The organism is Pseudomonas sp. LBUM1676, assembly GCF_059695605.1.
Map to the genome: position 1 here is coordinate 4,241,633 of NZ_CP166777.1, position 25,296 is coordinate 4,266,928.

General features: G+C 58.9%; 20 protein-coding genes and 2 pseudogenes. 16 read left to right on the plus strand and 6 right to left on the minus strand.

Features of this window, described 5'->3' with window-relative positions:
- Window positions 1-23: 23 nt before the first annotated feature.
- Window positions 24-1,592 (plus strand): sensor domain-containing diguanylate cyclase, encoded by a 1,569-nt coding sequence (locus ACA041_RS19715; protein ID WP_497436166.1) that lies wholly within the window; start codon window positions 24-26, stop codon window positions 1,590-1,592.
- Window positions 1,593-1,652: 60 nt separating this feature from the next.
- Here ACA041_RS19715 and ACA041_RS19720 read toward each other — a convergent pair whose 3' ends face one another.
- Window positions 1,653-2,870: an MFS transporter gene (locus tag ACA041_RS19720; protein ID WP_497436168.1), complete on the minus strand. Its 1,218-nt coding sequence runs from the start codon at window positions 2,868-2,870 to the stop codon at window positions 1,653-1,655.
- 129 nt (window positions 2,871-2,999) lie between these two features.
- On the opposite strand from ACA041_RS19720, the gene ACA041_RS19725 reads away from it, so the two are divergent.
- The 8 genes and pseudogenes from ACA041_RS19725 (at window position 3,000) to ACA041_RS19760 (ending at window position 11,040) form a co-directional block, all read left to right on the plus strand.
- Window positions 3,000-3,635: a TetR/AcrR family transcriptional regulator gene (locus ACA041_RS19725; protein ID WP_497436171.1), complete on the plus strand. Its 636-nt coding sequence runs from the start codon at window positions 3,000-3,002 to the stop codon at window positions 3,633-3,635.
- A 21-nt stretch (window positions 3,636-3,656) separates the two neighbouring features.
- Window positions 3,657-3,807: pseudogene (locus ACA041_RS19730) on the plus strand (C4-dicarboxylate ABC transporter permease); the annotation flags it as partial.
- Between the two features lie 180 nt (window positions 3,808-3,987).
- A complete protein-coding gene (locus ACA041_RS19735; protein WP_497436173.1) occupies window positions 3,988-6,240 on the plus strand; it encodes a TonB-dependent siderophore receptor in 2,253 nt (750 codons plus the stop codon).
- A 236-nt stretch (window positions 6,241-6,476) separates the two neighbouring features.
- Complete coding sequence (locus tag ACA041_RS19740; RefSeq protein ID WP_497436176.1) at window positions 6,477-7,649, plus strand: acetyltransferase domain-containing protein; 1,173 nt, start codon at window positions 6,477-6,479, stop codon at window positions 7,647-7,649.
- A 132-nt stretch (window positions 7,650-7,781) separates the two neighbouring features.
- A complete protein-coding gene (locus ACA041_RS19745; protein WP_497436179.1) occupies window positions 7,782-8,129 on the plus strand; it encodes a metalloregulator ArsR/SmtB family transcription factor in 348 nt (115 codons plus the stop codon).
- 77 nt (window positions 8,130-8,206) lie between these two features.
- Window positions 8,207-8,677 (plus strand): arsenate reductase ArsC, encoded by a 471-nt coding sequence (locus ACA041_RS19750; protein ID WP_497436183.1) that lies wholly within the window; start codon window positions 8,207-8,209, stop codon window positions 8,675-8,677.
- Between the two features lie 12 nt (window positions 8,678-8,689).
- Window positions 8,690-9,391, plus strand: a complete 702-nt coding sequence (gene arsH, locus ACA041_RS19755) for an arsenical resistance protein ArsH (RefSeq protein WP_497436185.1) — start codon at window positions 8,690-8,692, stop codon at window positions 9,389-9,391.
- Between the two features lie 179 nt (window positions 9,392-9,570).
- A complete protein-coding gene (locus ACA041_RS19760; RefSeq protein WP_497436187.1) occupies window positions 9,571-11,040 on the plus strand; it encodes a sensor histidine kinase in 1,470 nt (489 codons plus the stop codon).
- A gap of 437 nt (window positions 11,041-11,477) precedes the next feature.
- Here the strand turns inward: ACA041_RS19760 and ACA041_RS19765 are convergent, their stop codons facing one another.
- The 4 genes from ACA041_RS19765 to ACA041_RS19780 form a co-directional block, all read right to left on the minus strand.
- On the minus strand, window positions 11,478-13,958 hold the full coding sequence (locus tag ACA041_RS19765; protein WP_497436189.1) for a TonB-dependent siderophore receptor: 2,481 nt from the start codon (window positions 13,956-13,958) through the stop codon (window positions 11,478-11,480).
- A 186-nt stretch (window positions 13,959-14,144) separates the two neighbouring features.
- Window positions 14,145-15,101 carry a FecR domain-containing protein gene (locus ACA041_RS19770; protein WP_497436192.1) on the minus strand — a complete coding sequence of 319 codons (957 nt, stop codon included), beginning with the start codon at window positions 15,099-15,101 and terminating at the stop codon, window positions 14,145-14,147.
- Window positions 15,098-15,619 carry a sigma-70 family RNA polymerase sigma factor gene (locus ACA041_RS19775; RefSeq protein WP_497436196.1) on the minus strand — a complete coding sequence of 174 codons (522 nt, stop codon included), beginning with the start codon at window positions 15,617-15,619 and terminating at the stop codon, window positions 15,098-15,100. Before ACA041_RS19775 ends, ACA041_RS19770 begins: the two co-directional genes overlap by 4 nt.
- Window positions 15,620-15,817: 198 nt before the next feature.
- On the minus strand, window positions 15,818-16,528 hold the full coding sequence (locus ACA041_RS19780; protein WP_497436200.1) for a FadR/GntR family transcriptional regulator: 711 nt from the start codon (window positions 16,526-16,528) through the stop codon (window positions 15,818-15,820).
- 437 nt (window positions 16,529-16,965) lie between these two features.
- On the opposite strand from ACA041_RS19780, the pseudogene ACA041_RS19785 reads away from it, so the two are divergent.
- The 4 genes and pseudogenes from ACA041_RS19785 to ACA041_RS19800 all read left to right on the plus strand — a co-directional run.
- A pseudogene (locus ACA041_RS19785) lies at window positions 16,966-17,070 on the plus strand (5-dehydro-4-deoxyglucarate dehydratase); the annotation flags it as partial.
- A gap of 80 nt (window positions 17,071-17,150) precedes the next feature.
- On the plus strand, window positions 17,151-18,518 hold the full coding sequence (locus tag ACA041_RS19790; protein WP_497436203.1) for an MFS transporter: 1,368 nt from the start codon (window positions 17,151-17,153) through the stop codon (window positions 18,516-18,518).
- 41 nt (window positions 18,519-18,559) lie between these two features.
- A complete protein-coding gene (gudD, locus tag ACA041_RS19795; protein WP_497436208.1) occupies window positions 18,560-19,912 on the plus strand; it encodes a glucarate dehydratase in 1,353 nt (450 codons plus the stop codon).
- Window positions 19,913-20,514: 602 nt separating this feature from the next.
- Complete coding sequence (locus ACA041_RS19800) at window positions 20,515-21,033, plus strand: cysteine hydrolase family protein (protein ID WP_497436214.1); 519 nt, start codon at window positions 20,515-20,517, stop codon at window positions 21,031-21,033.
- Between the two features lie 396 nt (window positions 21,034-21,429).
- On the opposite strand, the gene ACA041_RS19805 is transcribed toward ACA041_RS19800, so the two are convergent.
- Window positions 21,430-22,203: an IclR family transcriptional regulator domain-containing protein gene (locus ACA041_RS19805; protein ID WP_497436219.1), complete on the minus strand. Its 774-nt coding sequence runs from the start codon at window positions 22,201-22,203 to the stop codon at window positions 21,430-21,432.
- Window positions 22,204-22,348: 145 nt separating this feature from the next.
- On the opposite strand from ACA041_RS19805, the gene ACA041_RS19810 reads away from it, so the two are divergent.
- The 3 genes from ACA041_RS19810 to ACA041_RS19820 are packed head-to-tail and all read left to right on the plus strand — an operon-like array spanning window position 22,349 to window position 25,266.
- Window positions 22,349-23,167: a shikimate dehydrogenase family protein gene (locus ACA041_RS19810; protein ID WP_497436223.1), complete on the plus strand. Its 819-nt coding sequence runs from the start codon at window positions 22,349-22,351 to the stop codon at window positions 23,165-23,167.
- Between the two features lie 31 nt (window positions 23,168-23,198).
- On the plus strand, window positions 23,199-24,977 hold the full coding sequence (locus ACA041_RS19815) for an FAD-dependent oxidoreductase (protein WP_497436228.1): 1,779 nt from the start codon (window positions 23,199-23,201) through the stop codon (window positions 24,975-24,977).
- Entirely contained in the window at window positions 24,946-25,266 is a 321-nt protein-coding gene (locus ACA041_RS19820) for an NIPSNAP family protein (protein WP_497436234.1), read from the plus strand. Before ACA041_RS19815 ends, ACA041_RS19820 begins: the two co-directional genes overlap by 32 nt.
- Window positions 25,267-25,296: the final 30 nt, after the last annotated feature.

The window sequence follows — 25,296 nt, forward strand, 5'->3', positions numbered from 1 at the left end:
ATCAGTCGTAGAAGGACATGTAAATGCTGGGACGCAAACAGCCGGAACCCAAGGCAGACAGCGCCACTGAAATTTCCTCTGTAAAAACCGTGCGAGCCGCAGCGACCTTCCGCCTCACCGTGAGCTTCATGCTTGTGGTGATCGTGGCCTTCCTGGCCGTTGAAGGTTGGCGTACATGGCGTGACTATCGTTCCGCCTTTGCCTCTGCCCGCGACTCTGTGACCAATCTGGTGCGTGCAACGGCCCAGCATGCTGAAGATGCCATCCGGCAAGTCGATGTGCTGACCGCAGCGCTCGGTGAAAGGGTCGAAGGCGACGGCTTGCAGAGCCTCGACGTCCCTCGCATCCACAAGCTGTTGGTCCAGCAATCGAAAATCATGCCGCAACTGCATGGGCTGTTCATCTACGGCCCTGACGGCCAGTGGATCGTGACGGACAAGGAAGTGACGCCAGAGACCGCGAACAACGCCGACCGCGATTACTTCCAGTACCACCGCAGCCACGAAGATCGCAACGTGCGTATCGGTGAGGTGGTCAAAAGCAGATCCACCGACGATCTGATCATCCCCGTCTCCCGCCGGCTGAACAACCCGGATGGCTCCTTCGCCGGCGTCCTGCTGGGGACGGTCAAGGTCAGCTACTTCGTCGACTACTACGGCGATTTCAAGATTGACGACAAGGGCGCCCTGGTCCTGGCCATGCGCAGCGGAACCATCCTGGTGCGGCGTCCCTTCATCGCTTCGGTGGTCGGGAAAAGCCTGGCGAACAGCGAGATATTCAATAACTATTTGCCGAACTCCAACGAAGGCGTCGCAGAAGTCAAAGCCGTCATCGACGACACCGAGCGCCTGTACGGTTACAGAGCATTGACTACCTATCCCCTGGTCGTGGAAGCCGGCCTCTCCCGCGAATCCATCACGGCGCCCTGGCGCCGGGATCTACTGAAAACCGGATTGGTGTTGGTGTTCCTGATCGCGGTACTTGGGGTGTTCGGACTCATCGTCCTGAGTCAGCTGCGTCAACGAATGGTGATGGAACGGGAGCTGCGTCACGCGCACCAGGCCATGCGCGACATGGCATTGACCGACAGCCTGACCGGACTGGGCAATCGCCGACGCCTGGACAGTGCGCTGCTGTATCAGATTCGCCTGGCGAAGCGTCAGCGTTCTTCGCTGTCATTGATCATGCTCGATGTCGATTACTTCAAACGCTACAACGACCGGTACGGGCACGCCGCAGGCGACGACTGCCTGAGCGCGGTGGGCGGCGCGATCCAGCAAGTGGTTAAAAGACCAGGGGATCTGGCCGCCAGGTACGGCGGAGAAGAATTCACAGTGCTGCTACCCAACACGGACAGCGCCGGCGCAATCAAGATCGCCCAAGACATTTTGCAGGCCATTCGATCACTGAACATCGAGCATTCCGAGCACCCCTTGGGTCTGGTCACTGCCAGTGCAGGCATCACTACGCGCCAGCCGGGCGTCGAAGACGTGAGGCCGGCCACCTTGCTGAAGTCGGCTGATGCGCAGCTGTATCGAGCCAAGCACAGCGGCCGAAACCGTTGGTGCTACGCTGATGAGACTGCGCAATAACGGGCCCCATGGGCGTGGTTTCCGAGCCAGGCAGCAACCGCCAGCGGCTTTTCCTGGGGTTCAATGCCCCGCCGCCGCAAGCCTGCCAGCCGCGCGCGGCCCCGGTTTGAAGCCGTAGGCCCGAGCTCCCCAGGCAATCGCAAACCCCGCGCCCGCCAATACCAGCATCGCCCACGGAAAAGAGGCGACGCCCCATCTGTCCAGCAACACCCCTCCCACTACCCCGCTCCCGGCAATCGCACTATTCCAGGCCACCACATTCAACGACATCGCCACGTCCGCCCCGTCTCCCGCCGCATCCGCCAGCGCCGTTTGCAGCAAGGTCGCCGCCCCGCCGAAGCTCAGGCCCCAGACCATCACGCCGATGTAGATCACCTCAGGCACGCTACCCAAAAAGCCAAACAACACGCAAACCGCGGCAAACGTCGCCAGGCTCAGCAACACGGTCTTGCGCAACAACGGCTCAACCAGTTTGGCAGTCAGCCAGATCCCCGCCAACGCCGCAATGCCGAACACCAATAACACCAGATCCACCCGCCCCCCCAACCCCGCCGACGCCACGAACGGTGCGATGTAGGTATAGAGAATGTTATGTGCCAGCATCCAGCTGATCACCACCGCCAGCACCGGCCGCACCCCCGGCGTGGTCAGCACTGTGCGCAGCGACAAGCGCTGGTGCGCAGCCTGGGGTGGGTAGTCAGGAACTTTCACCAGTACCCAGGTGATCAACACCAGGGTAAGGGCCGACATGACGCCGAAGGTGGTGCGCCAACCCACGAGGCCGCCCAGCCAGGTACCGAGGGGCACGCCCAGGGACAGCGCAATCGGCGTGCCGACCATGGCCAGCGCCAGTGCCTTGCCCTGTTGATGGGGCGCGACCATGCGGCGGGCGTAGCCGGCCAGCAGGCTCCAGGCCAGCCCCGCCGCGACGCCGGCGAAGAAGCGCGCCACCAAGGTCACGCCGTAGTGGGATGACAGCGCGGTGATGGAGTTGAACAGCAAGAAGCCGACGATGGTCAGCAACAGCACGTTACGACGACGCCAGCCGCGGGTAGCGATAGTCATGGGGATGACCGCCAGCACCGAGCCCAGGGCGTAGGCGGTGACCATCTGGCCAGCCATGGAGGGAGAAATTGCCAGGCCTTCGCTGATCAGCGGCAACAGGCCGGCGGGCAGGGTTTCGGTGACGATGCAGATAAAGCCGGTCATGGCCAGGGCGAGCAAGGCGCCGATGGGCAAACGTTCGGGCGCTGCCGATAAGGTGATTGAGGGTGTCACGGAAAGACTCCTTGAGTGAGATTTCAGATTTAAATACTGATCGATACAAATGTTGAGGGCTGTCATCACTCGTTGTCAACGACTTATGTATCGATTAGTATTTATCTCGTCATCCAGAGGAATCTTGCAATGGCGCAAATGGGCCGACCCCGCACCTTCGACCGCGACCAAGCCGTGGAACAGGCCTTGCACCTGTTCTGGCAACATGGCTACGACGCGACCTCCCTCGCTCAGTTGAAAGCCGGACTGGGGGGCGGGATTTCCGCGCCGAGTTTTTACGCCGCGTTCGGTTCCAAGGAAGCCTTGTTCGATGAGTGCGTGCAGCGTTACCTGACGACCTTCGCCCAGGTCACCGAATGCCTGTGGGACGAGAGCCTGCCGCCACGCCAGGCGATCGAGACCGCGTTGCGCCAGTCGGCGCGCATGCAGTGTGAAGACGGTCATCCCAAGGGCTGCATGGTGGCCCTCGGCGTGATGAGCGCGCCCAGCCCGGAGAATGCGCGGGTAGTCGATGCCCTGACCCACTCGCGCGCCCGCACTCGCGCGGGGATTCTGGCGTGTGTCGAGCGGGGGATCCGTAGCGGTGAGTTACCGGGCACTGTTCATGCGCCCGCGATGGCAACGGTGTTCGACAGTTTCCTGCAGGGTATTTCCATCCTCGCTCGAGATAACACGCGGCACGAGGTCATTGATGCGGCCATCACTCAGCTACTGCTGACGTGGGACATGGCAGCCTCTACCGTGCCGCCCAAGTCGATGACGTAACGCCCTGTGCTTCGGCGCAACATCGCCAACGCGATGCTGTTCGCCCATGTATTGACCACCGAGCAGATCCCTCAGCAAATCACCAACTGGGTGCTCTCCGAGGGCCTGACGCCGATCGGCTACAATCATCTTGATCCTCGCGCCGATCTTCTTCCCGATTGCCTCCAGACTGTGAACGTGTTGCCTTCGCCTCCATCGACGCAAATCGGTGGGGGCTTTTTTTTGCGCGAGCAAGATCGCAGGCGCCCTGCATGCGAAAGATATGCAATGACATTACAAGTAGTATTTAACAAATCATCACATTTGCGTATGATATCGATTCTCAATAACACAAAACCAAATGTGAGTGCGCATGTACACCATCTCCCTGTGTTCACAAAACACCGTTCCGCCCCGCGCGCAGCTGGCTGTGCGCCCCCTGGCCCTGGCAGTGCACATGCTTGCAGCCGGTATCGCCTTTGCTGCGCCATCCGCGCAGGCGGCGGAACAAACCGAACAAACAGAGACAGGGAGTTCTCTGACCTTGGCCCCTATCGCTGTCACGGAGACGGCCGTTCGCGAGCGCAGTGCGGTCACTGAAGACACCCACTCGTACACGACTGAGGCTGCACGCACGGCCACGCCGTTGAGCATGTCCCTGCGGGAGACGCCGCAGTCGGTCAGCGTCATCACCCAGCAACGCATCCAGGATCAGGATCTGCATACGATCCTCGATGTGGTCAACAATGCCACCGGTGTTTCGGTCAACCGCTACGAGACCAGCCGGGCGCAGTTCAACGCCCGTGGCTTTGAGCTCAACTCGCTGATGATCGATGGCGTACCCACCATCTACGAACAACCCTGGAGTTCGGGGGAGATTTTCAGCAGCCTGGCCATGTATGACCGCGTTGAAGTGGTGCGTGGCGCCAACGGTTTGATGACCGGTGCCGGCGACCCTTCCGCGTCCATCAACATGGTGCGCAAACGCGCCAGCAGTACTGACCTGAAGGGTTCGCTGGAACTGAGCGCCGGCTCATGGGACACCTATGGCGTCGAGGCTGACGTCGCCAGCAAGCTGAACGAGGAAGGCACCATTCGCGGGCGATTGGTCGCGGAGAGCAACGAGGGTGACACCTGGATCGACATGAACTCGAACAAGCGTCAGACCGTCTACGGCACCATGGACATCGACCTGACGCCCGACACCACGCTCTGGTTCGGCTTGAGCCGGCAAGAAAGCAACGCCGACTCGCCGATGTGGGGCGGCCTGCCCGTCTGGTACGCCGACGGCGGCCGCACCAACTGGAGCCGCTCGAAGTCGACCTCCGCCAAATGGAGCAAGTGGGACACCACCTACGAGACCTACTTCGTCAATCTCGATCACACCTTTGCCAACGACTGGCAAGTCAACCTCAGCTACAACCGTGGCGAGCGCACCGGCGACTCTTCCCTGCTGTACCTGTCCGGCAATCCAGGCAGGAACGGCAGCTCCGGCATGTTTTCGTTCCCGGCGACCTACAAGACCGAGACCACCCAGGACGACTACGCCATCCGCTTCAATGGCCCGTTCAAGCTGTTGGGCCGTGACCACGATCTGGCCTTCGGTTATGTGGACAGCAAGCAGAAATTCGACGCCGATTCACTCGACGCGCAAACCGGCTTTGACGGGATTACCGATTTCGATGCCTACAGCGGCAATTTTGCAGAGCCGGTATGGGGCCCGCGGACCGACTACGGCTACAGCGAGACCCGGCAGAAGGGGCTCTATGCAGCCACTCGCCTGAACGTGACCGACGATTTGAAAGTGATTCTTGGCGCCCGTGAAAGCTGGTACGAGAAGACCAGTGATGACGTCTTCTCGGAAGTGAGCAAGGTCGATGTCGATCACGAGCTGACCCCCTATGCAGGCATCGTCTACGACCTCACCGACAACCTCTCGGCCTATGCCAGCTACACGGAAATCTTCCTGCCGCAGTCGGTACGCGACAGCAGTGGCCAGACATTGGAGCCGATCGTTGGCGAGAGCACGGAAATCGGCTTGAAGGGTGAATACTTCGACGGCCGCTTGAACGCCTCCGCAGCCATCTTCCAGATCAAACAAGATAACCTGGGCCAGAACACCGGCCAGCTGATCGATCCTTCGAACCCGGTCGGCGGCTTCGCCTACGAGGCCAGTGAAGGCGCAACCAGCAAGGGCTTCGAGCTGGAAGTGTCCGGCGAGCTCGCGACCAACTGGAATGCATCGGTGGGTTACACCCAGTTCACCGCCGAAGATGCCAACGGCGACAACGTCAACACGTTGTACCCGACCAAGTTGCTGCGCACCTTCACCACCTACCGCCTGCCCGGAGCTTTCAACAAGCTCACCATCGGCGGCGGCGTCAACTGGCAGGACTCGATCTACACCTACGCCATCAACCCGGCAGGCAACTCCGAGAAGATCCAGCAGGACGCCTACGCGCTGGTCAACCTGATGGCCCGCTACGAAATCACCGAAAACCTCTCGGCCCAGGTGAATGCCGACAACATCACCGACCAGAAGTACTTCGATATCTTCGACGCCTACGGCGCCCTGACCTACGGTGCACCGCGCAGTATTACGGCTTCGGCGAAGTACCGCTTCTAAGTCACCCGATTGGGTGGCGTTGCGCTCGGCTAGCCGAGGTAAACGTGACGAAGAAAAACCACAACACCGGCCTGGCGCCGGTGTTGTGCTTTCTGCTTTTGCAGCACGACGACAGCTTGCTCAAGCAGGAATCCGCGCCGACAAAGACAGGGTCATACGGTATGTTATATGATAACAACATATGAGCTGTCGGTTGTCTACCGGCAGCGCTATTCACTCCCTGCCTGCGACTTTCCATGACCCACTTAATTCAAATCCCGCCCACCACGAGCGTCAGTCAACGCCTGATGTCCATCGATGCCCTCAGGGGCCTGGTGATCCTATTCATGCTGCTGGATCACGTGCGCGAGACGTTCCTCCTGCACCGCCAAGTGACCGACCCGATGGCCATCGACACCACTGAACCGACGTTATTTTTCAGCCGGACGCTCGCCCATTTATGTGCGCCGGTGTTCGTCTTGCTCACTGGACTGTCCGCTTACCTGTACGGCGAAAAGCACCAGGGCAAGCACGACGTATCAACCTTCCTGTTCAAGCGAGGCCTGTTCCTCGTGCTGCTGGAGTTCACCCTGGTGAATTTCGCCTGGACATTCCAGTTCCCGCCCACGGTGATCTACCTGCAAGTGATCTGGGCGATTGGCGTCAGCATGATTGCCCTCGCCGCACTGGTCTGGCTACCTCGGCCAGTTCTCTGTGTCTTGGGCTTGGTCATCATCGCCGGGCACAACCTGCTCGATCCCCTGCACTTCCCGGTCGGATCGGCGATGCACATCCCTTGGGCAATCCTGCATGATCGCGGCTGGCTCGAATTCTCCGACAGTTTGCGCCTGCGCAGTTCTTACCCTGTCCTGCCGTGGATCGGTGTGATCGCCCTGGGTTACTGCATCGGCCCCTGGTTCACTCGCTCCGCCTCCACCACCGTGCGTCAGCGCTGTCTGTTAATGGCCGGGGCCGGCGCGCTGACCGGCTTCGTTGCTCTGCGCCTGGTCAATGGTTATGGCGAGGCTCATTGGGTGACCTATGAAAGCACCCTGCAAACCGTGATGAGTTTCTTCAACATCACCAAATACCCCCCTTCCCTGCTCTTCCTTTCGCTGACGCTAGGGGTGGGCCTGTTGCTGCTGCTTGGCTTTGAGCGGGCCCAGCAACGCAAATGGATCAGCACCCTGGCGGTATTTGGCGCGGCGCCGATGTTCTTCTACTTGCTCCACCTGTACGTCCTGAAAGTGATGTATCTGGTCAGCGTGGCAGTGTTCGGCATGAATCAAGGCAGCCACTTCGGTTTCGACAGCATCTGGGCGGTGTGGCTGACGGCGGTGCTTCTGGCTGCAAGCTTGTATCTGCCTGTGCGTTGGTTCGCCGCATTGAAGGCGCGCCGTCGCGATATCGGCTGGCTTAAATACTTTTGAATGGGACATGGGTTCGTGGATTGCAAAGGCCACTGCAGCAACCAGCTCAATGGTTACCACGCCCAACTTGGGGCTTGCCATTTACATATTGATATCCGTATATTCGATTATCCATATGTAAAGGCATTTCCCATGATCACGCCTCCCGAGGTATTCAAGAGCCTGGCCGACGAGACCCGCGTCCGTGCCACCCTGCTGATCGCTGACCAGGGTGAGCTGTGTGTCTGCGAGCTGATGTGCGCCCTCGACGACAGTCAGCCGAAGATCAGTCGCCATCTCGCCCAACTGCGTAGCAGCGGACTGCTGCTCGATCGCCGTCAGGGGCAGTGGGTCTATTACCGCCTGAATCCGGATCTCCCCGCCTGGGTGCATGAGATTCTGCAGGTGACATCGCTGGCTAATGCCGACTGGCTGCAAAACAACGCCTACCGCCTGCAGAACATGGACGGACGTCCTGTTCGTGACGCGGCGTGCTGCTGACCCTTGCGGTTCCGTCGATCACCCGCTCGGCCCTGCGCCTGAGCCTTTTAAGTCCCCCACGCGCAAAGGAGTCATCCATGCGAGTCCTGTTCATGTGCACGGCCAATAGCTGCCGCAGCATTCTTTCAGAAGCCATGTTCAATCACCTGGCGCCGCAAGGATTCGAAGCGGTGAGTTCCGGGAGCTTTCCCAAGGGGCAAGTGCTGCCGCGCAGCCTGACCACCCTGGAGCAGGCCGGCATCTCCATCGAAGGCTTGAGCAGCAAAGGCAATGACGATTTCGAGGACAACCCGCCGGATATCGTCATTACCGTGTGCGACAAGGCTGCGGGTGAAAGCTGCCCGGTGTATTTCGGGCCGGCGCTGAAAGCCCATTGGGGCCTGGAAGATCCCTCCGAGTTAGCGAGTGACGAAGCGACTGTTGATGCCGCCTTTCGCGCCACACTGATGCGCATCGAGCAGCGCTGCAAAGCGTTTCTCGACCTTTCCTTCAACCGTCTCAGCCGCGATGAACTCAAACGCGAGCTGGATCGAATCGGCGCTCTCTGAGCAGGAGAACATATGTCAGAGCATCTTCCCAACCTTGACCTCTCGCTGTTCGATGACACGCAGATTGCGCCCCGCCCAAGCGATCACAAACCGCGCATCCTGCTGCTCTACGGATCGACCCGAGAGCGTTCGTTCAGCCGCCTGCTGGTAGAAGAAGCCGCTCGCCTTTTGCAACACTTCGGCGCAGAGACCCGCATTTTCAATCCATCCGGACTGCCACTGCCGGATGATGCCCCCATCGAGCATCCTCAGGTACAGGAGCTGCGCAACCTGGTGCTGTGGTCGGAAGGTCAGGTCTGGTGTTCGCCGGAACGGCATGGCGCGATGTCGGCGGTGTTCAAGGCACAGATCGACTGGATTCCGCTCGCACTCGGTGCCGTTCGCCCGACCCAGGGCAAGACGTTGGCGGTGATGCAAGTCTGCGGGGGTTCGCAGTCCTTCAACGTGGTCAATCAGCTGCGCGTGTTGGGTCGTTGGATGCGCATGTTCACCATTCCCAATCAATCGTCGGTGCCAAAGGCCTATATGGAATTCGACGAGGCCGGTCGGATGAAGCCCTCGGCGTACTACGACCGGGTCGTCGATGTGATGGAAGAACTGGTGAAGTTCACCCAACTCCTGCGCGATCGCCAAGAGTTTCTGGTGGATCGCTACTCGGAACGCAAGGAGACCGCCGAGCAACTCATGGCTCGGGTAAACCAGCGTTCAATCTGAGGTCCGCCGGTCGCTGATGCGTCGAACGGAACGAATGCGCCGTCCTGGACGACCGGATTATGTTGGCTTCGGAAATTTGCCAAGCCGTCTGGCATAGAGAATGCCGGGAATTCATCTAGGCTGTATTGAGTGATTCAAGCGGCTACTACGGGATAAGCAACAGATAAAGGACTCTCCCCATGCAGGCACTATCAGCTGTGTTCAGGCGTTTGCATCGGGGTGCGGCTGACTCGATTACCCCTACCAAGCCGTTTAACCTCCTGCGATGGTTCTCGATCATCAGTTTCCTCCTTATCAGCGCGATAGCTGTCGGGCTGGGCTCAGTGTCGACCCGTTTTCTGGTCACCGAAAGTCTGGAGCGCGACGCCCTGTTGTCAGCGCAGTTTATCCAGACCATCGCCAAGGGGGAGATACGCCATCACGGGCTGGCCGGTATGCGGATGGGCGATGTGCTGGCCGCCACCCAGTATGGAATGCTGTCGGAAGAAATGACGCAGAACAGGCAACGCGCACGCTCTGAGTTCCTCGACCACCTTTCGCACCTCCCCGACTCACTCCTGATCAGCATCTACTCTCCGCTTCGGACAGTAATGTGGTCGACCAATGCGCAGCTTATCGGACAAAAGTTTCTGAACGACGAGGCGCTGGAGGCGGCATTCAGCTCTAAAGACAGGGTTTCCACCAAATACAGCAACGCTGATGAAATCCGTCCCGAACAGCAATTCCTGCATCCTCCCAAAATGTTCTTCATCGAGAGCTACATCCCCCTGGTGGATGACCTGGGAAATACTTTGGCGGTGGTGGAGATTTACAAAGAGCCAGTGGATCTGATCGAACGGCTTGATCGTGGCCACTGGATTATCTGGCTATCCACGGCCGCGGGCGGCCTGCTCTTGTACGTCGCACTGTATTGGATTGTCCGACGAGCATCGATCCAGCTGACGTCGCAGGAAGCGCAACTCGTCGCCAACAAGACCTACGTGGGTCTGGTCGAGATGTCCACGGCGGTCGCTCACAGTCTTCGTAACCCTCTGGCCTGCATTCGCACGAGCGCAGAACTGGCGAACGACATGGACGGTCAGCCCGCGAAGAAGAACATCGACGATATTGTCAGTCAGGTGGATCGGATGTCGCAGTGGGTGCATGAATTGCTGCTCTGCCTGCGCCCGATCCGAGGAGAGGCAGAGCTGGTGGAGCCGATGGCGGTGGTACTGGCCACACTGACCAGTTTCAACGCACAACTGACTCAATCCAGAATCCAGGTCGAATTCAAAGATGAGCCCACCCCCAGGATAATCAGTAATCCGCTTTTGCTGTCTCAGATTCTCAATAGCGTCATTGCCAATGCCATAGAGGCGATGCCGGAAGGCGGGAAATTGACCATCCAGGCCCGTGCGGATGAAGCGCACCAATGGCTGCACCTGACCATCAATGACAGTGGGGAAGGAACGTCACGGCAGCAGGAAATGATGGCCTACAAATCCTTCTACACCACCAGGCAAGGCAGGCTGGGTATCGGCCTGATCATGGTGAAGCAGATCATGGAGAGTTTTGGCGGAGAAGTCAGCCTGACCAGCCATGAACAACAGGGAACGTCAGTGCACTTGAGTTTCAGGGTTGTGGAAAGAAAGGTCAGCACGTTGAGCTGATCCTCGTCTGCGCGCAGTGGCCGGATTACCTCAACGGGTAGGCTTCAATCGATAGCGGGCATCACTGAAGGTGTTCAGACGCTGACATTCCTTTTCGGCTTCCTCACAGCTCGCATAGCCGACTTCAAGTCTTCTTTTTTGCTGATTGTCATAGATGTCGAAACATCTCGGTTCGATTTGGCGGTAAGGGTGTATGCCGCGACGCTTGGCCGCCGCGTCCTTGGGTATCGCAGGGACCACCACGAATCTTGGGAGCATTGGGCACTCCATCGATAACTTGAATGCTGATTGAAGTAGTAGCGGATAGTCGCGGCGGCAGCCTGATCCTTTTTCGGCTATCCGACGAACAGGGGTCCCTGCGTTAAAAAAAAATGCCCGTATCCTGCGATCCGGGCATTTCATTCACCGACTGCGCGGCGTTTTCAAGGCCGTCGGCGTTAGAAGCTCGCCTTGACCGACACCATGAAGTTGCGTGGATCACCGTAGTAATTACCGAAGTTCTCAGTACCGATCGTGGCGTAGTAGCGCTTGTCGAACAGGTTGTTGCCGTTGAGCGCAACCGACCAGGTGTCATCGATGCGGTAGCCGATGCGGCCGTTCCAGATCGCGTAACCCGACTGGCTGATTTTCTCGCCACTGGCGGGTGAAACCCGGAAGTTATCGCTTTGCGCGTTGACGCCAGCACCGATCGTGAATCGCTCGAGCGACCCGCTCAAGGCGTAATCGCCCCACACACGCACCATATGCCGAGGCACATAACTGTTGAACGCTGCGCCGTTCAGGCTGGTGTCGATGTCGTCGAGGGTTTTGGTCTGGGTGTAGGTGTAACCCGCCAGCACTTGCAGGCGTTCAATGACCTCACCGCTGATCTCGGCCTCGAAACCCTGGGCGCGAACCTTGCCGGCGTTGGCGTAGCAATAACCATCGGATGACGGGCAGGACGAGTTGAAGTCAGTCTGCGCCTGATCTTTCTGGATCGTACGGAACAGGTTGAAGGCGCTGTTCAGGCGACCGTCGAACCAGGCGCCCTTGATCCCCAGCTCGTAGCTCTGGCCCACCAGCGGCTTGAGCGCCGAACCGTCTTCCGAGCGGAAGTTGCCTTGCGGGGTAAAGATATCCGAGTAGCTGGCGTAGGCCGTCAGGTTCTCGTTCAGGTCCAGCAGCACACCGGCAAACGGCGTGACCTGCCCGGTCTCTGTGGTGCTGGAGTGTTCCGAGGTGCCCGTGTTGATGAAGTCGGAGTCGGTATCGGAGTTGTACCAGCTCACCCGACTGCCGACGACAAAAGTCAGCGGATCCGCCAGTTTCAAACGCAGTGTCGAGTAAACGCCCTTCTGTTTAGTCACTGAATTGACCGGCCCGCCGCGAGACGAGTTATCGATGAAGTAGCTGTCATCCGGCTGCGGAATATGCTTGTCGGGGTTGAACACGTTCTGCCGTTGCGGCAGAAACGCCACCGAGTAGAAGTCGTCCTTTTTCGAACGGCTGGCGTTGAAGCCCACGACTAATTCATGTTGCTGGCCGAACGCGTCGAACTTGCCATCCACGTAGGCGTCCAGACCGTAATCGACCTGATCGTAGTCATACATGCTGCCCAGCATGCCGGTGGTATTGGTGCCGGGCGTCACCGCGCCGGAAGCGAATGCGTACTTGATGTCCTGGGTGTTTTTTGTATAGACACTGGCGACCTTCAAGGTCCAGTCGTCGTTGATCCGGTGATTCAGGTCACTGAAAACCGTGGTGCGCTGGCTGCGCCAGGTGTTCCACGAAGGATCAAGACAGGTCGAGCGGCTGAGCTTCAAGTCGCTGTGGTCCCGGTAGCGCGGCAGGCCACCCCAGCAAGGGCTGGCATCCACGTCTTCATAGGCAATGCCCAACCCCAGCGTGGTGTCGGGGCTCAGGTCGACGTCGAGCGCGCCGTAATACACCTGATCCTTGCGACTGGCGTCGTCGACGAAATAATGCCGGCTCTGCTCGGCGACCACGGCCCGTCCCCGCAGGGTGCCGGATTCGTTCAGCGGGCCACCGGTGTCGACCTGTGCGCGATAGTTGTCCCAGCTGCCACCGGACAGCGTGATGTCTGTGTGCGCGGCAGTCTGGCCGCGTTTGCGCACGAAATTGACCCCGCCGGCGGTGCCACCGGCGCCCTTCATCATTCCCGCTGCGCCGCGAAGAATTTCGACCCGGTCGTAATACGCCATGTCACCGCTGAAACTGTCGGCCTGAACATAGAGGTTGCCCATGTCCAGAGGCACACCGTCGTACTGATACTGGCCCGACATGCGGAAACCACGCGAATAGAAGTACTTGCCGCCCATGGTCGAGTCGTAGACGGTGATGCCCGGGGTCTTTTCCATGACCTGGTCGATGGTGTTCAGATTCTGGTCATCAAGCATTTTGCGCGTCATCACCGTGACCGATTGCGGCGTCTCCTTGAGCGAATGCTCACCCTTGCCGATGGTGACCGCACCCGTGGTGTAGGAGCCGCTGTTCTCGGTGGTCGCGCCCAGCATTTGCCCATTGATGTTGGTAGCACCCAGTTCCAGCGCCGAGCCGGCCGCCGGTACTGGCCGCAGCACATAAGTACCATTGGCCTGGGGTTCCGCCTGCAGGCCGCTGCCACCCAGAATCCGCGCAAACCCTTCGCTGACGCCGAACGCACCTTTGAGTCCGGGGGATTTCAGCCCATCGGTTTGTCGCGCATCAAACGAAATGGCCGCACCCGCCGCGCTGGCGAAGTGGCTGAGGACTTCGGTCAGGCTGCCCCCGGCGATGTCGAAGGATCGCACCGAACTCTGCTGTTGCCCCGGCACCGATGCCGCAACCGTTGCCGTCGGCCAGACGCCGGCCGTCGTTGCCGCCAATACCCCGACCTTCACTGCGGTCGCCAGACGACCAGGCTTGTACACTCGAGACATGCTTACCCTCCCCCAAAAACGCTCAATAAAAGCTCATTGAGGGATGAGCCGAACGATGCGCATGAAAAGTGCAAAGGCAGGAAGATTATTTTCCGTTCACCGTGGGAGCGCGCCTGATGGCGATGACGCAGTGGTCGCCGATGTCGATGCAGGCTGTTCTTGCGCTCTCGCGAGCAAGCCCCACATTCAGTTCAAACCAGCGCTCGACACGTCGACCCAATATCGGCTGTACCGGGTGATCCGCAGCGAGAACCCACTCTCCAGCGCAGCCAGCGCCAGGTCAGTGTCATCAATGGGAAAAGCGCCGGACACCTTCAGTTGGGCAATCCGCGGATCACAGCGCAGCACGCCTGTGCGATAACGCGAAAGGTCGGCCAGCAACTCGGCCAAGGGCCGATTGATGGCAATGATGCTGCCCTGCTGCCAGGCACCGACCGAAGCATCATTGCGCCGTATACCCCCCAATGAGCGGCCATCGAAGTCCAGGGACTGGCCGGCCTCCACGCGCACCGTCGAGCCACCGCCAGCCGAACGGACCTCTACCGCCTTCTCGAGCACCGCCACCCCACCGCCCTGCTCATGGGACCGGACGATAAAACGCGTCCCGAGCGCCAGCACCTCTGCACGACGGGTGAGCACCTTGAACGGCCGCTGCAAGGGATCGACAGCGGTCGTCACCCGTATCTCGCCCCGCAACAGTTCGAGTACTCGTTGACGACCGTCGAAACGAAGGTTGACCGACGTATCGGTGTTCAGCAGCAACGAGCTGCCATCCGCCAACCGAAACTCACGGCGCTCACCCACTGCGGTGCGAAAATCGGCAAACAGGTTCTGGGAGGTTTCACTGCGCCAGCCCAACCAGCCCAGCGAACCGGCTGAGGCGAGTAGCAACACACTGCGCAACACCTGACGCCGGGATCGATCAGCGCCGCGCAACGCTGGCGACGCCAGGGCGCCCGGCACACTTGCCATCTGCTCGCCGACGTCGACCATACGTTGCCAGGCTTGGCGATGGGCCGGATCGGCAGCCAGCCAGTCGTTCCAGGCTGCCCGATCCGAATCGGTGGCAACACCCGACCGAAGCCGGGCGTACCACCGGGCGGCGACGCCAATCGCCTTTGACTCAGCGGGCGAAAGGCTCATGCCAGTTGCAACTGAATCTGCATCAGACAGCAATGCTCCATGGCCTTGGCCATGTAGTTGTTGACCGTGCGGGTACTGATATTCAAGCGTTCGGCAATCTGCGGGTAGGTCAGACCGTCGAACTGGGACAGGATGAACGTCTGCTTGACCTTCGCCCCCAATCCTTGCAGCAGGCGGTCGATTTCCATCAGGGCTTGCAACAGGATCGCCTGTTCTTCCAACGAAGGCTGTTGCCATTCGGGCATGGCGGCCAAGGCTTCCAGATAAGACTGTTCCAACGAGCGTCGGCGAAACAGATCGATCAGCAAGCCCTTGGCGATCATCGACAGGTAAGGTCGCGGCTCGCGAATCTCTAGCGCGTTTCGCGCCTTGATGACCCGCACGAAGGTGTCCTGCGCCAGGTCTGCCGCATCGAAAGCATTGCCCAGACGCTTGCGTAGCCAGCCATTGAGCCAACCGTGATGGTCGCAATACAGATCATTGACGGCGCTACGCAGGGATAAATCGTTGGCGGACATGACGATGGAATAATTCGCGAGTGATAATGACTCGCATTGTCAGACGTACTAAGGGTGATTTGCAATAGCCACATCGCGCAACTCGCTCCGCCTGACCGGACGGTGCGAGGGTGCGGCTGACATCACCCCTGTGCACGTTACGCCGATCACTTGCAAGCGGTCAGTGACGACATCTGTAATGGCTGCCACGGCAACCATTCAACTTCCCGAAAACCGATCCCGGCTATTTGTCAGGTGCAGCACCATCGCAGCCCGTGCTGCGTCGGGGTCTTGGCGCTTGATAGCGTTGAAAATCGCTTCATGCTCCAGGTTCGCCAGATGCCCCAATTGCGAAAAGTCGGCGCCTCCACGTTCGTCGATCTTCAACTGGGTACGAGGAATCATGGCATTGCCCAAGTGCTGCATGATTTCCGTGAAAAATGTATTGCCGGTAGCCTCGGCAATCAACTGGTGAAAGCGCTTGTCCTCCTCGACGCAACTGTCGTTGTTGGCCAGCGAAGCCTGGTAATCACTCAAGGCCTGGCGCATGCGAGCGAGCTGATCGTCAGTTCGGCGAACAGCGGCCAGCGCAACAGCCTGCACCTCCAGCCCCAATCTCAGTTCCAGCATGCTTCTGACACTGGCCACCGTATCCACGTGGAGGCGCAGCCCTGGCTGCGATTGCTGCTCCAACACAAAGGTCCCGATTCCGTGTCGTGTTTCCACCAGACCCGAAGCTTGCAGCTTGGAGATAGCCTCCCGGACAACGGTACGGCTCACGCCATGTTCGAGAACGATGGTGGATTCCGAAGGCAGTTTTTCGCCTGGCTTCAATTGTCCGAGCAAAATGCGTTGGGTCAGTGCTTCAACCACGCCCTGAGCCAGATTGTTGGATCGTCTACGGACAGGGGTTCCGCTTTCAATTTGCATAGGTTTGAGTCCACAGAATTTTGCTTCAGAGAGCTTAACACCCGCCAGAGACTCCCTGGCGAAATGCCGATGCACTCCGCTGTGCCGAATCGTAATTCGGCCCCATCTTGTATGACAACACATCTATAAGCCTCAAATGAAACGATACCCCTCTCCTCGATCGACCCATCAAACCGTAAAAAACCCACTCTCCACACTGCCTTAAAACCCAATAAACACGAGGCCAAATAACCAACACCTTCATCTGATCACTCTTATTATGAAAACAAAACGCAGACCACTGCATTGCGAACCAGAAACCGCACTTGTATGATGTCTATCAACATGACGCACACAAGCCATCTCAACAAAAACCAGCGATGCAGGCGAACCACATGAATCCTCAAGAACTCAAGGCCATCCTTTCTGAAGGCCTCCTGTCTTTTCCGTTGACCGAGCTAGTTGGCCACGATGCCGGCCCGGTGCGCGCACCACTGACCGACCTGCTGCCCAATGAAATGGAAGAACTGGACGCCCTGATCAAGAAGCTCGGCGCCCAGTAATCCGACAGCTGCAACCGGCGGCCTGGCCGCCGGCGTCACGCTCAAACCCGCATAAAAATAATCAGTGGGAGATTTGAATTGTGAACAATTCAAGCAACGCATCTGTCGTGCCAGAAGATGATTCGGTTCTCGCGCGCGCCGTGAGCAAAGTGAAGAGACATGTACTCCCGCTTTTCGTGATCATGTTCATCCTCAACTACATCGACCGGGTCAACATCGGTTTCGTGCGCACGCACATGGAACATGACCTCGGTATCGGCGCTGCCGCCTATGGACTGGGTGCAGGCCTCTTCTTCATCGGCTACGCGCTCTTCGAAGTGCCTTCCAACATGCTGCTGCAAAAAGTCGGTGCCCGTATCTGGCTGACCCGCATCATGTTCACCTGGGGCATCGTCGCCACGATGATGGCGTTCATCCAGAACGAAACCCATTTCTACATCTTGCGCTTTCTGTTGGGTGTTGCCGAAGCCGGCTTCTTCCCTGGCGTGATCTACTACTTCACCCGTTGGTTGCCTGGGGTGGAGCGCGGTAAGGCCATTGCCATTTTCCTCAGTGGTTCCGCCGTTGCATCGCTGATTTCAGGCCCGCTGTCGGGTGTCCTTTTGCAGATCGAAGGATTTGGCTTTCACGGCTGGCAATGGATGTTTGCCATCGAAGGCCTGGCCTCTGTCGTTATTGGCGGTTTTGTCTGGTTCTGGCTTGACTCCAAACCCCACGACGCAAAGTGGATGACTCGCGAAGAGCAAGATGCACTTGTCGGCGCTATCGATCAGGAACAACGTGAGCGTGAAGCCCTGACCACCGTCAAACCGACCATTGGCAAGCTCCTCAGAGATCGTCAAATCCTGCTGTTTTGCGCGCTGTACTTCTGCATCCAGTTGACGATTTATGCAGCCACCTTCTGGCTGCCCAGCATCATCAAGAAGATGGGTGACCTGAGCGATGTGCAGGTAGGGTTTTTCAATTCGATTCCCTGGCTGATCTCGATCATCGCCATGTACACCTTCGCTGCGCTGTCCGGCAAGTTCAAATTCCAGCAAGCCTGGGTCGCAACGGCTCTGTTGATTGCAGCGGCCGGCATGTTCCTGTCCACCACCGGTGGGCCGATCTTTGCCTTTGTCGCCATCTGCTTCGCGGCGATCGGCTTCAAGTCCGCCTCTTCGCTGTTCTGGCCAATTCCTCAGGGCTACCTGGATGCCCGAATCGCTGCCGCCGTCATTGCACTGATCAACTCGATCGGCAACCTGGGTGGTTTCGTGGCGCCGACGACTTTCGGATTCCTGGAACAGACAACCGGGTCGATCCAGGGTGGCCTCTATGGCCTGGCCGGCACCTCGGTGCTCGCCGCGATACTGGTGTTCTTTGCCAAGACTTCGCCAAAAGCCTCGCCCCTGCTGACGCCGCCGAACGCCGCTCCAACAGGTGCGACAGTCAGCAAATCCCACTGACCCCATCGCTCGCTGAACGACCTTATTTGTAGGAACTTGCCATGAACGCTGAACATAGTGCCAACACCACCAAGTCGCCTGTCGTTACCAGTTTTCAAGTGGTGCCCGTAGCGGGCCACGACAGCATGTTGCTGAACCTGAGCGGCGCTCACGGGCCGTTCTTCACCCGCAACATCGTCATTCTCAAGGACAGTGCCGGCAACACCGGCGTGGGCGAAGTACCGGGCGGTGAACGCATCCGGGAGACGCTCGAAGACGCTCGCGGCCTGGTGATCGGCCAGCCCATCGGCCAATACCAACGCATCCTCAATCAGATGCGCACCACCTTTGCCTCCCGTGATGCGGCTGGTCGCGGCCTGCAAACCTTTGACCTGCGGATCACGATTCATGCGGTGACCGCGATGGAAGCCGCGCTGCTCGATCTGCTGGGTCAATTCCTCGAGGTTCCGGTGGCTGCATTGCTGGGTGAAGGGCAGCAACGCGATGCGGTGAAAATGCTCGGCTACCTGTTCTACATCGGCGACCGCAATGTCACTGATCTGGCTTACCGTAACGAGCCCGACGCTGAAGACGACTGGTTCCGGGTACGTCATGAGAAAGCCATGACGGCCGAAGCGGTCGTGCGTCTGGCTGAGGCAGCCAAGGCAAAGTATGGCTTCAACGACTTCAAGCTCAAGGGCGGTGTGTTGAGCGGCGATGAGGAAATCGAAGCGGTCACCGCGTTGGCTGAACGCTTCCCTGATGCGCGAATCACCCTCGACCCGAATGGTGCCTGGTCGCTTAAAGAAGCCATCCGCTTGTGCCGCGATCAGCATCACGTCCTCGCCTACGCCGAAGACCCGTGCGGTGCGGAAAACGGATACTCCGGCCGCGAAGTCATGGCTGAATTCCGCCGCGCCACCGGGCTGAAAACCGCGACCAACATGATCGCGACCGACTGGCGCGAAATGGGCCACGCCATCCAGCTGCAATCGGTCGACATCCCGCTCGCCGACCCGCACTTCTGGACGATGCAGGGCTCGGTCCGTGTTGCCCAGATGTGTCACGAATGGGGCCTGACCTGGGGTTCGCACTCCAACAACCACTTCGATATTTCCCTGGCCATGTTCACCCAGGTAGCAGCCGCCGCACCGGGAGAGATCACTGCAATAGACACGCATTGGATCTGGCAGGACGGCCAGCGCCTGACCAAGGAACCGCTGAAAATTGAAGGCGGCTACATCAAGGTTCCGACCAGACATGGCCTGGGCGTAGAGATCGACATGGACGCCGTGGCCATGGCGCACGAAGTGTACAAAGGCATGGGGCTCGGCGCTCGGGACGACAGTGTCGCGATGCAGTTTTTGATTCCAGGCTGGAGCTTCAACAACAAGCAACCTTGTCTGGTGCGTTGATTCATCCTTCAGCAATAAAGGGGCACCCAACGTGCCCCTTCCCTGCGCCGAACCCGCGCGGCATGCCCGAGCAGACCGGGATTATCGAGGATGCCGAGCCTTCCCGCGAAAGCTCCTGAGCAAATTACCTGCCGCGCCGCACGGGACCTGGACTCGATGTGGTAGCAGTCATCCGGAGGGCTGGTCTATCGACGAGGCGCTTCTCTTTCCCCGGCAGCGGAAAAGTTTGTTTCGATACTCCTTGAACAGTGGCCACAATAAGTGGAGCCCTGCTTCTGCACACTGCTGAGAATTTGTTGAATATCAGCTTCGGGGTGCGGCGCATCGCGAGAGGTAGCAATCGGCCAAAAGCGAACAACGATCGATACTACGATCAGTCTTCACGCTCGTAGCGCTGACTTGCCAACCCAGTACCGCGCAGCTACTGTCAGCCCTATGAATCAACTACCAATTACCTTGACCACGACTACCACGACCGCCAAAGGCGGGTCGTGAGAGGTGTCGTGAGCCGATAACGCACGAACTTCAAAGGCCCGCCAGTGATGGACAGGGCCTTTTCTTTTGCCCTTGTGTCGCTGGCTAAAAACGCAAGGAAAAGCACTATGTATGCACTGTTGATTCTCGATATGCAGGTTGGATTGTTTCATGGCGCGGATACGCCATGGGCTGGCGAAGCTCTGGTAGACACGTTGAACAATCTGTTGAATAAAGCCCGAAGTGCGGGCGCCCCCATTTTTCTCGCCCGCCATATTGGTCCACCTGGTTCGCCAATCGAGCCTGGAAGCCCGTTGACGCAGCTGGTGCAGGACCTGGTGCTGCAGGGCGACGAAGTGATTTTCGAAAAAAGTCGACCCAACGCCTTCACCAAGACAGTTCTGGCCGATCAGCTGCGGGCTTGTGGTGCTCAGGGTGTGGTCATTGCCGGAATGAAGACCCAATACTGTGTCGACAGCACCTGCCGCGCCGCACGAGACCATGGTTTCGATGCGGTGCTGATCGCCGATGGTCATACCTGCACGGACACCTCTGCGCTGAAGGCCGAAGAAATTGTCGCTCATCACAATGCGACCCTCGCGGGTCCATTCTGTCGTGTCGTAAACGCTGAGGACTGGTGTTTCTAACCGCCATCGACGGACCGGTCCACGTCAGGGCCGATCCGTCCACTCCGGGTCGTTTTCAGCCCTTTGTGAAAGGCAGAAATCGGCCGATTCTGTTGAAAAGTCGGTTTTTCAGAATGCGGTGGGATTGGATAGGTGAAAGCGCCTCTTCAGCACGCCTCTACGTGAAATCCCAGCCTGAAAGGCTCTGCGGACATTCAGGATTTCAATCTCCGACGCGTACTTTTCTGCTTTAGAAAACACGGCCGATTTTTTCAACAGAATCGGCCAAAAGCGGACTTTCACCATTTAATTGCTCGGAGTGATTTCCGCCAATAGTAAATGGCTGCCACATCTAAAAGCGCCGCTGAACCGCCTCAGTGAGTCTCCCACGCAAGCCTGACCACCAGCCCTTGAGATTCAACGCGTCATGATCGGCCGCAGCAGCGCCTGCCCTTCGTACAGCGCCGACAGATACCGCTCGCGCATGTCCTCAACAGTCATGCGCGATGCGTGAGTAGTCAGCGTCAGCGTTGCCTGTAATTGCCCTTTCCAATCAATCAGAGGCACGCTCAACACCCGCATGCCTACTTCATATTCCTGATCCACCATCACGTAACCACGCTCGCCCGCCAAGACGATTTCGCGGCAGATCAGTGCTTCGTCGGTGAGCGTATAAGGCGTAATGGCCCGGGGCGGGTTGCGTTTGAAGTATGCGGAAAGCGCCTCCTGCGAAAAACTCGCCAACCACAACCGTCCGCTGCCGGTGCAATACATCGGCACTCGTGAACCAGGGCGGATCGACATCGAGGTGATGTGGCTATAGCGACTACGCACCACATGCACAATGTCATCACCGTCGCGAACACCTACCGATACATGCTCCTGGGTGGTTCGTGCCACCTGTTCGACGATGGGCCTCAGCATGCGCGGCAGCACCGCGGAATCGACATAAGCCTGGCCGATACGCAAGGTCTTGGCGGTCAGCCAGTAATGGCGGCCGTCGGTCTGCGCAAAGTCGTCATGCACCAGGGTCAGCAGAAAACGCCGGGCGGCGCTCTGGGTCATATCGGCCATTCGCGCCACTTCCGGTACGCTCAGGCGCGGATGCTCCTGGGAAAACAACTGCAACAGCGCCAAGCCTTTTTGCAGGCCGACGATCAAATCCCGCGGGTGGATCGTAGGTTGCTTCATCACTTGGACTCTTTATCGCACATAGACTGCGATTATCGCACTGGCGATGCGATTATCAACCGAATCATGCACAAGCTCGATTGTTCGCCGCGTTCACCGCTTGCAGTATCGGCCTTACAACAAAGCCAATAAGCGGGTACCTCCCATGATTCAGGGTTCCACTGAACTAGTCGCCATCGTCGGCTCGCCTGTAACCCAGGTGAAATCGCCGGAGAATTTCAATCGCTGGTTCGCCGACCACCAGCAGGACGTCTCCATGCTCGCCATTGACCTTGCACAGACCGCCCTGGATGACTTCGTTCAGACCCTGCGCGGCTGGCAAAACTTGCGCGGATGTGTGGTCACCGTCCCTTACAAACAACTGTTGGCCACCTGCCTGGATAGCGTCAGTGAACGCTCGGCGGCGCTACGCTCGGTCAATGTGATACGCCGCGAAGCCGACGGTCGACTGGTGGGCGATATCGTTGACGGCGAGGGGTTTCTCAACGCTACGCGCAAACACGGTTTCAGCCCCGAGGACAAACAGGTTCTGGTGATCGGCACCGGCGGCGTCGGCAGCGCGATTGCGTATTCGTTGTGCCAGGCCGGGGTCAGCCACTTGGCCATCAGCGACATCAGCCACGAGCGCGTCGAGGTGCTCGGCGACCTTCTGCGCAAAGCTTTCCCGGAAATTGCGATCAGCGCAGCACCGGACTCACTTAATCACTTCGACCTTGTCGTCAACGCCTCGCCAGTCGGCATGAGTGCAACCAGTGATGACGGCCCGATGCCGTTGCCGACCGCGCTGATGCAAACCCTTAACGCTAAAACCCTGGTGGCCGATGTCGTGACATCACCCGCGGTGACACCTTTTCTCGCCTTGGCCCGAAGACTGGGCTGCCCGATTCAGACCGGGCCGGAAATGGCGTTGGCGCAGTTGGGTAACCTCGGTCACTTCATGGGTGTGACGCCGCTGGAGATCTGACCCTCCGGCGCGTCCTTGACAGGCGATAACAATGAACACTACGACTTTCCTGCATTCTGCCAATGCCGAGCTGACTTATGATGTGATCGTCCTGGGCAGCGGCGCAGCCGGTTTCGCTGCAGCGGTGACTGCCAGTTGCCGCGGCCTTAAAGTTCTATTGGTGGAAAAGACCGAGGCCTTCGGCGGTACGTCGGCGATTTCCGGTGGTGCGGTGTGGCTGCACGATACCGACCAGGCCCGTGCTGCCGGGCATCACCTGCCCGCCGAACAGATGCGCATTTACCTGAAAGAGGTGATCGGTAACGGCTACAACCCGCAATTGATTGATGCCTTCATCGAGCAAGGTCGCGAAGCCCTGCGGTACCTGGAAACCCACAGCGAACTCAAGTACAGCCTGCGACCGTTGTCGCCCGACTACTACCCGGACTTGCCGGGTGGCACGCAAACAGGTCGAGCGCTAGAAATCGACGAGTACGACGGTCGTCGCCTCGGCGAGCATTTCAAAGACCTCAAGCGCCCCCCGGATGGCATGCTGCTTTTCGGCGGCATGATGGTCAATCGTGTCGACATCCAGCACTTCCTCAGCTTCAAGCGTTCGCCGAAATCCCTCTGGCACTGCCTTAAACTGATCGGACGCTACGCCGTCGACCGCCTCAGCCACCCACGCGGCACCCGCCTGACCGTGGGCAATGCCTTGATCGCGCGCCTGGCCACCAGCGCTATGGCCAACGGCGTCGATCTATGGCTGCAAGCGACGGCCGAGGTGCTGATCGTCGAGCAGGGCTCGGTCAAAGGTGTGCAGATTTCCATGGGCGGAGTGCCCCGTTCCGTGTTCGCTCGTGGCGGTGTGGTGCTGGCCATGGGTGGTTTTGCCGCCGGGGCACAAGCCGCAGAACAGCGGCCTTCCACTGATTCGGAGCATTGGAGCATGTCACCGCCTGCCAACGTCGGTGATGGGCAACGCTTGGCCGGCTCGGTCGACGCGGCAATTGGCGACAACCTGTCGGCGAATTTCTTCTGGGCCCCGGTTTCGGTGCTGCACAAGACCGACGGCAGCGTGGAACGCTTTCCGCATCTGGTCACCGACCGCGCTAAACCCGGTGTCATCGCGGTCAACCGTGCCGGGCGGCGTTTCGTAAATGAATCCAATTCCTATCACTGTTTCGTCGAAGCCATGTTCGCCGAAGGCGGCGCCAATGCTCCCTGCTGGCTGATCTGTGACAGCGAAGCACTGAACAACTACGGCATGGGTTTGGCGCGTCCGCGACCCGTCGACAACAGCGCACTGATCGACGCCGGTTATCTGTTGCGTGCCGACAGCCTCGCCGAACTGGCGCGCATGGCCGTCCTGGATGCGCATTCTCTGGAGCAAACCCTGGCGCAATACAACGACGATGCCGAACGAGGCGTCGACCAACAGTTCGGCAAGGGAAGTACGGCCTACAACCGCTACATGGGTGATCCACTGCGTCAACCCAATCCATGCCTGAAACCCCTGAGCAAGGCGCCGTTCTACGCGGTGCGTTTATTTACCGGCGATCTCGGTTCAGCCCGTGGCCTGGTCACCAATGGCCAGGCCAACGTGCTGAATCGCAGCGGAGCGCCGATCCCCGGCCTCTACGCTGCTGGCAATGAAATGAATTCAATCATGGACGGTACTTACCCTGGTCCCGGAATCACCCTTGGCCCAGGCATCACTTTCGGTTACCTCGCCGCCAGCGATATCGCTCGCCGGCTCGACCACAGCACTGCACAACCATCCAGCACTGGAGAAGACCATGTACTACGAACTGCGCACCTACACGATTAAACCAACCAAGCTCGGCGACTGGCTGGCCCTGTACAAAAGCGCCGCATTGGCCGTGCAGCAAGAATACTTGGGCAACCTGGTCGGCTTCTTCACCACCGAAATGGGTGAAGTCAATCAAGTGGTGCACATCTGGGGCTACGCCAGCCTTGACGACCGCATGACACGCCGCAATGCCATGGCGGCCGATCCACGCTGGCAGGACTTCGCGCGGCAGAACAAGGAACTGGACGCCGTGGTGACGCTGGATTCACGACTGCTGCGTCCGACCGACTTTTTCCCGCTCAAATAACCTTTTCGCCGCGTTGCGCTGCTTCTGATC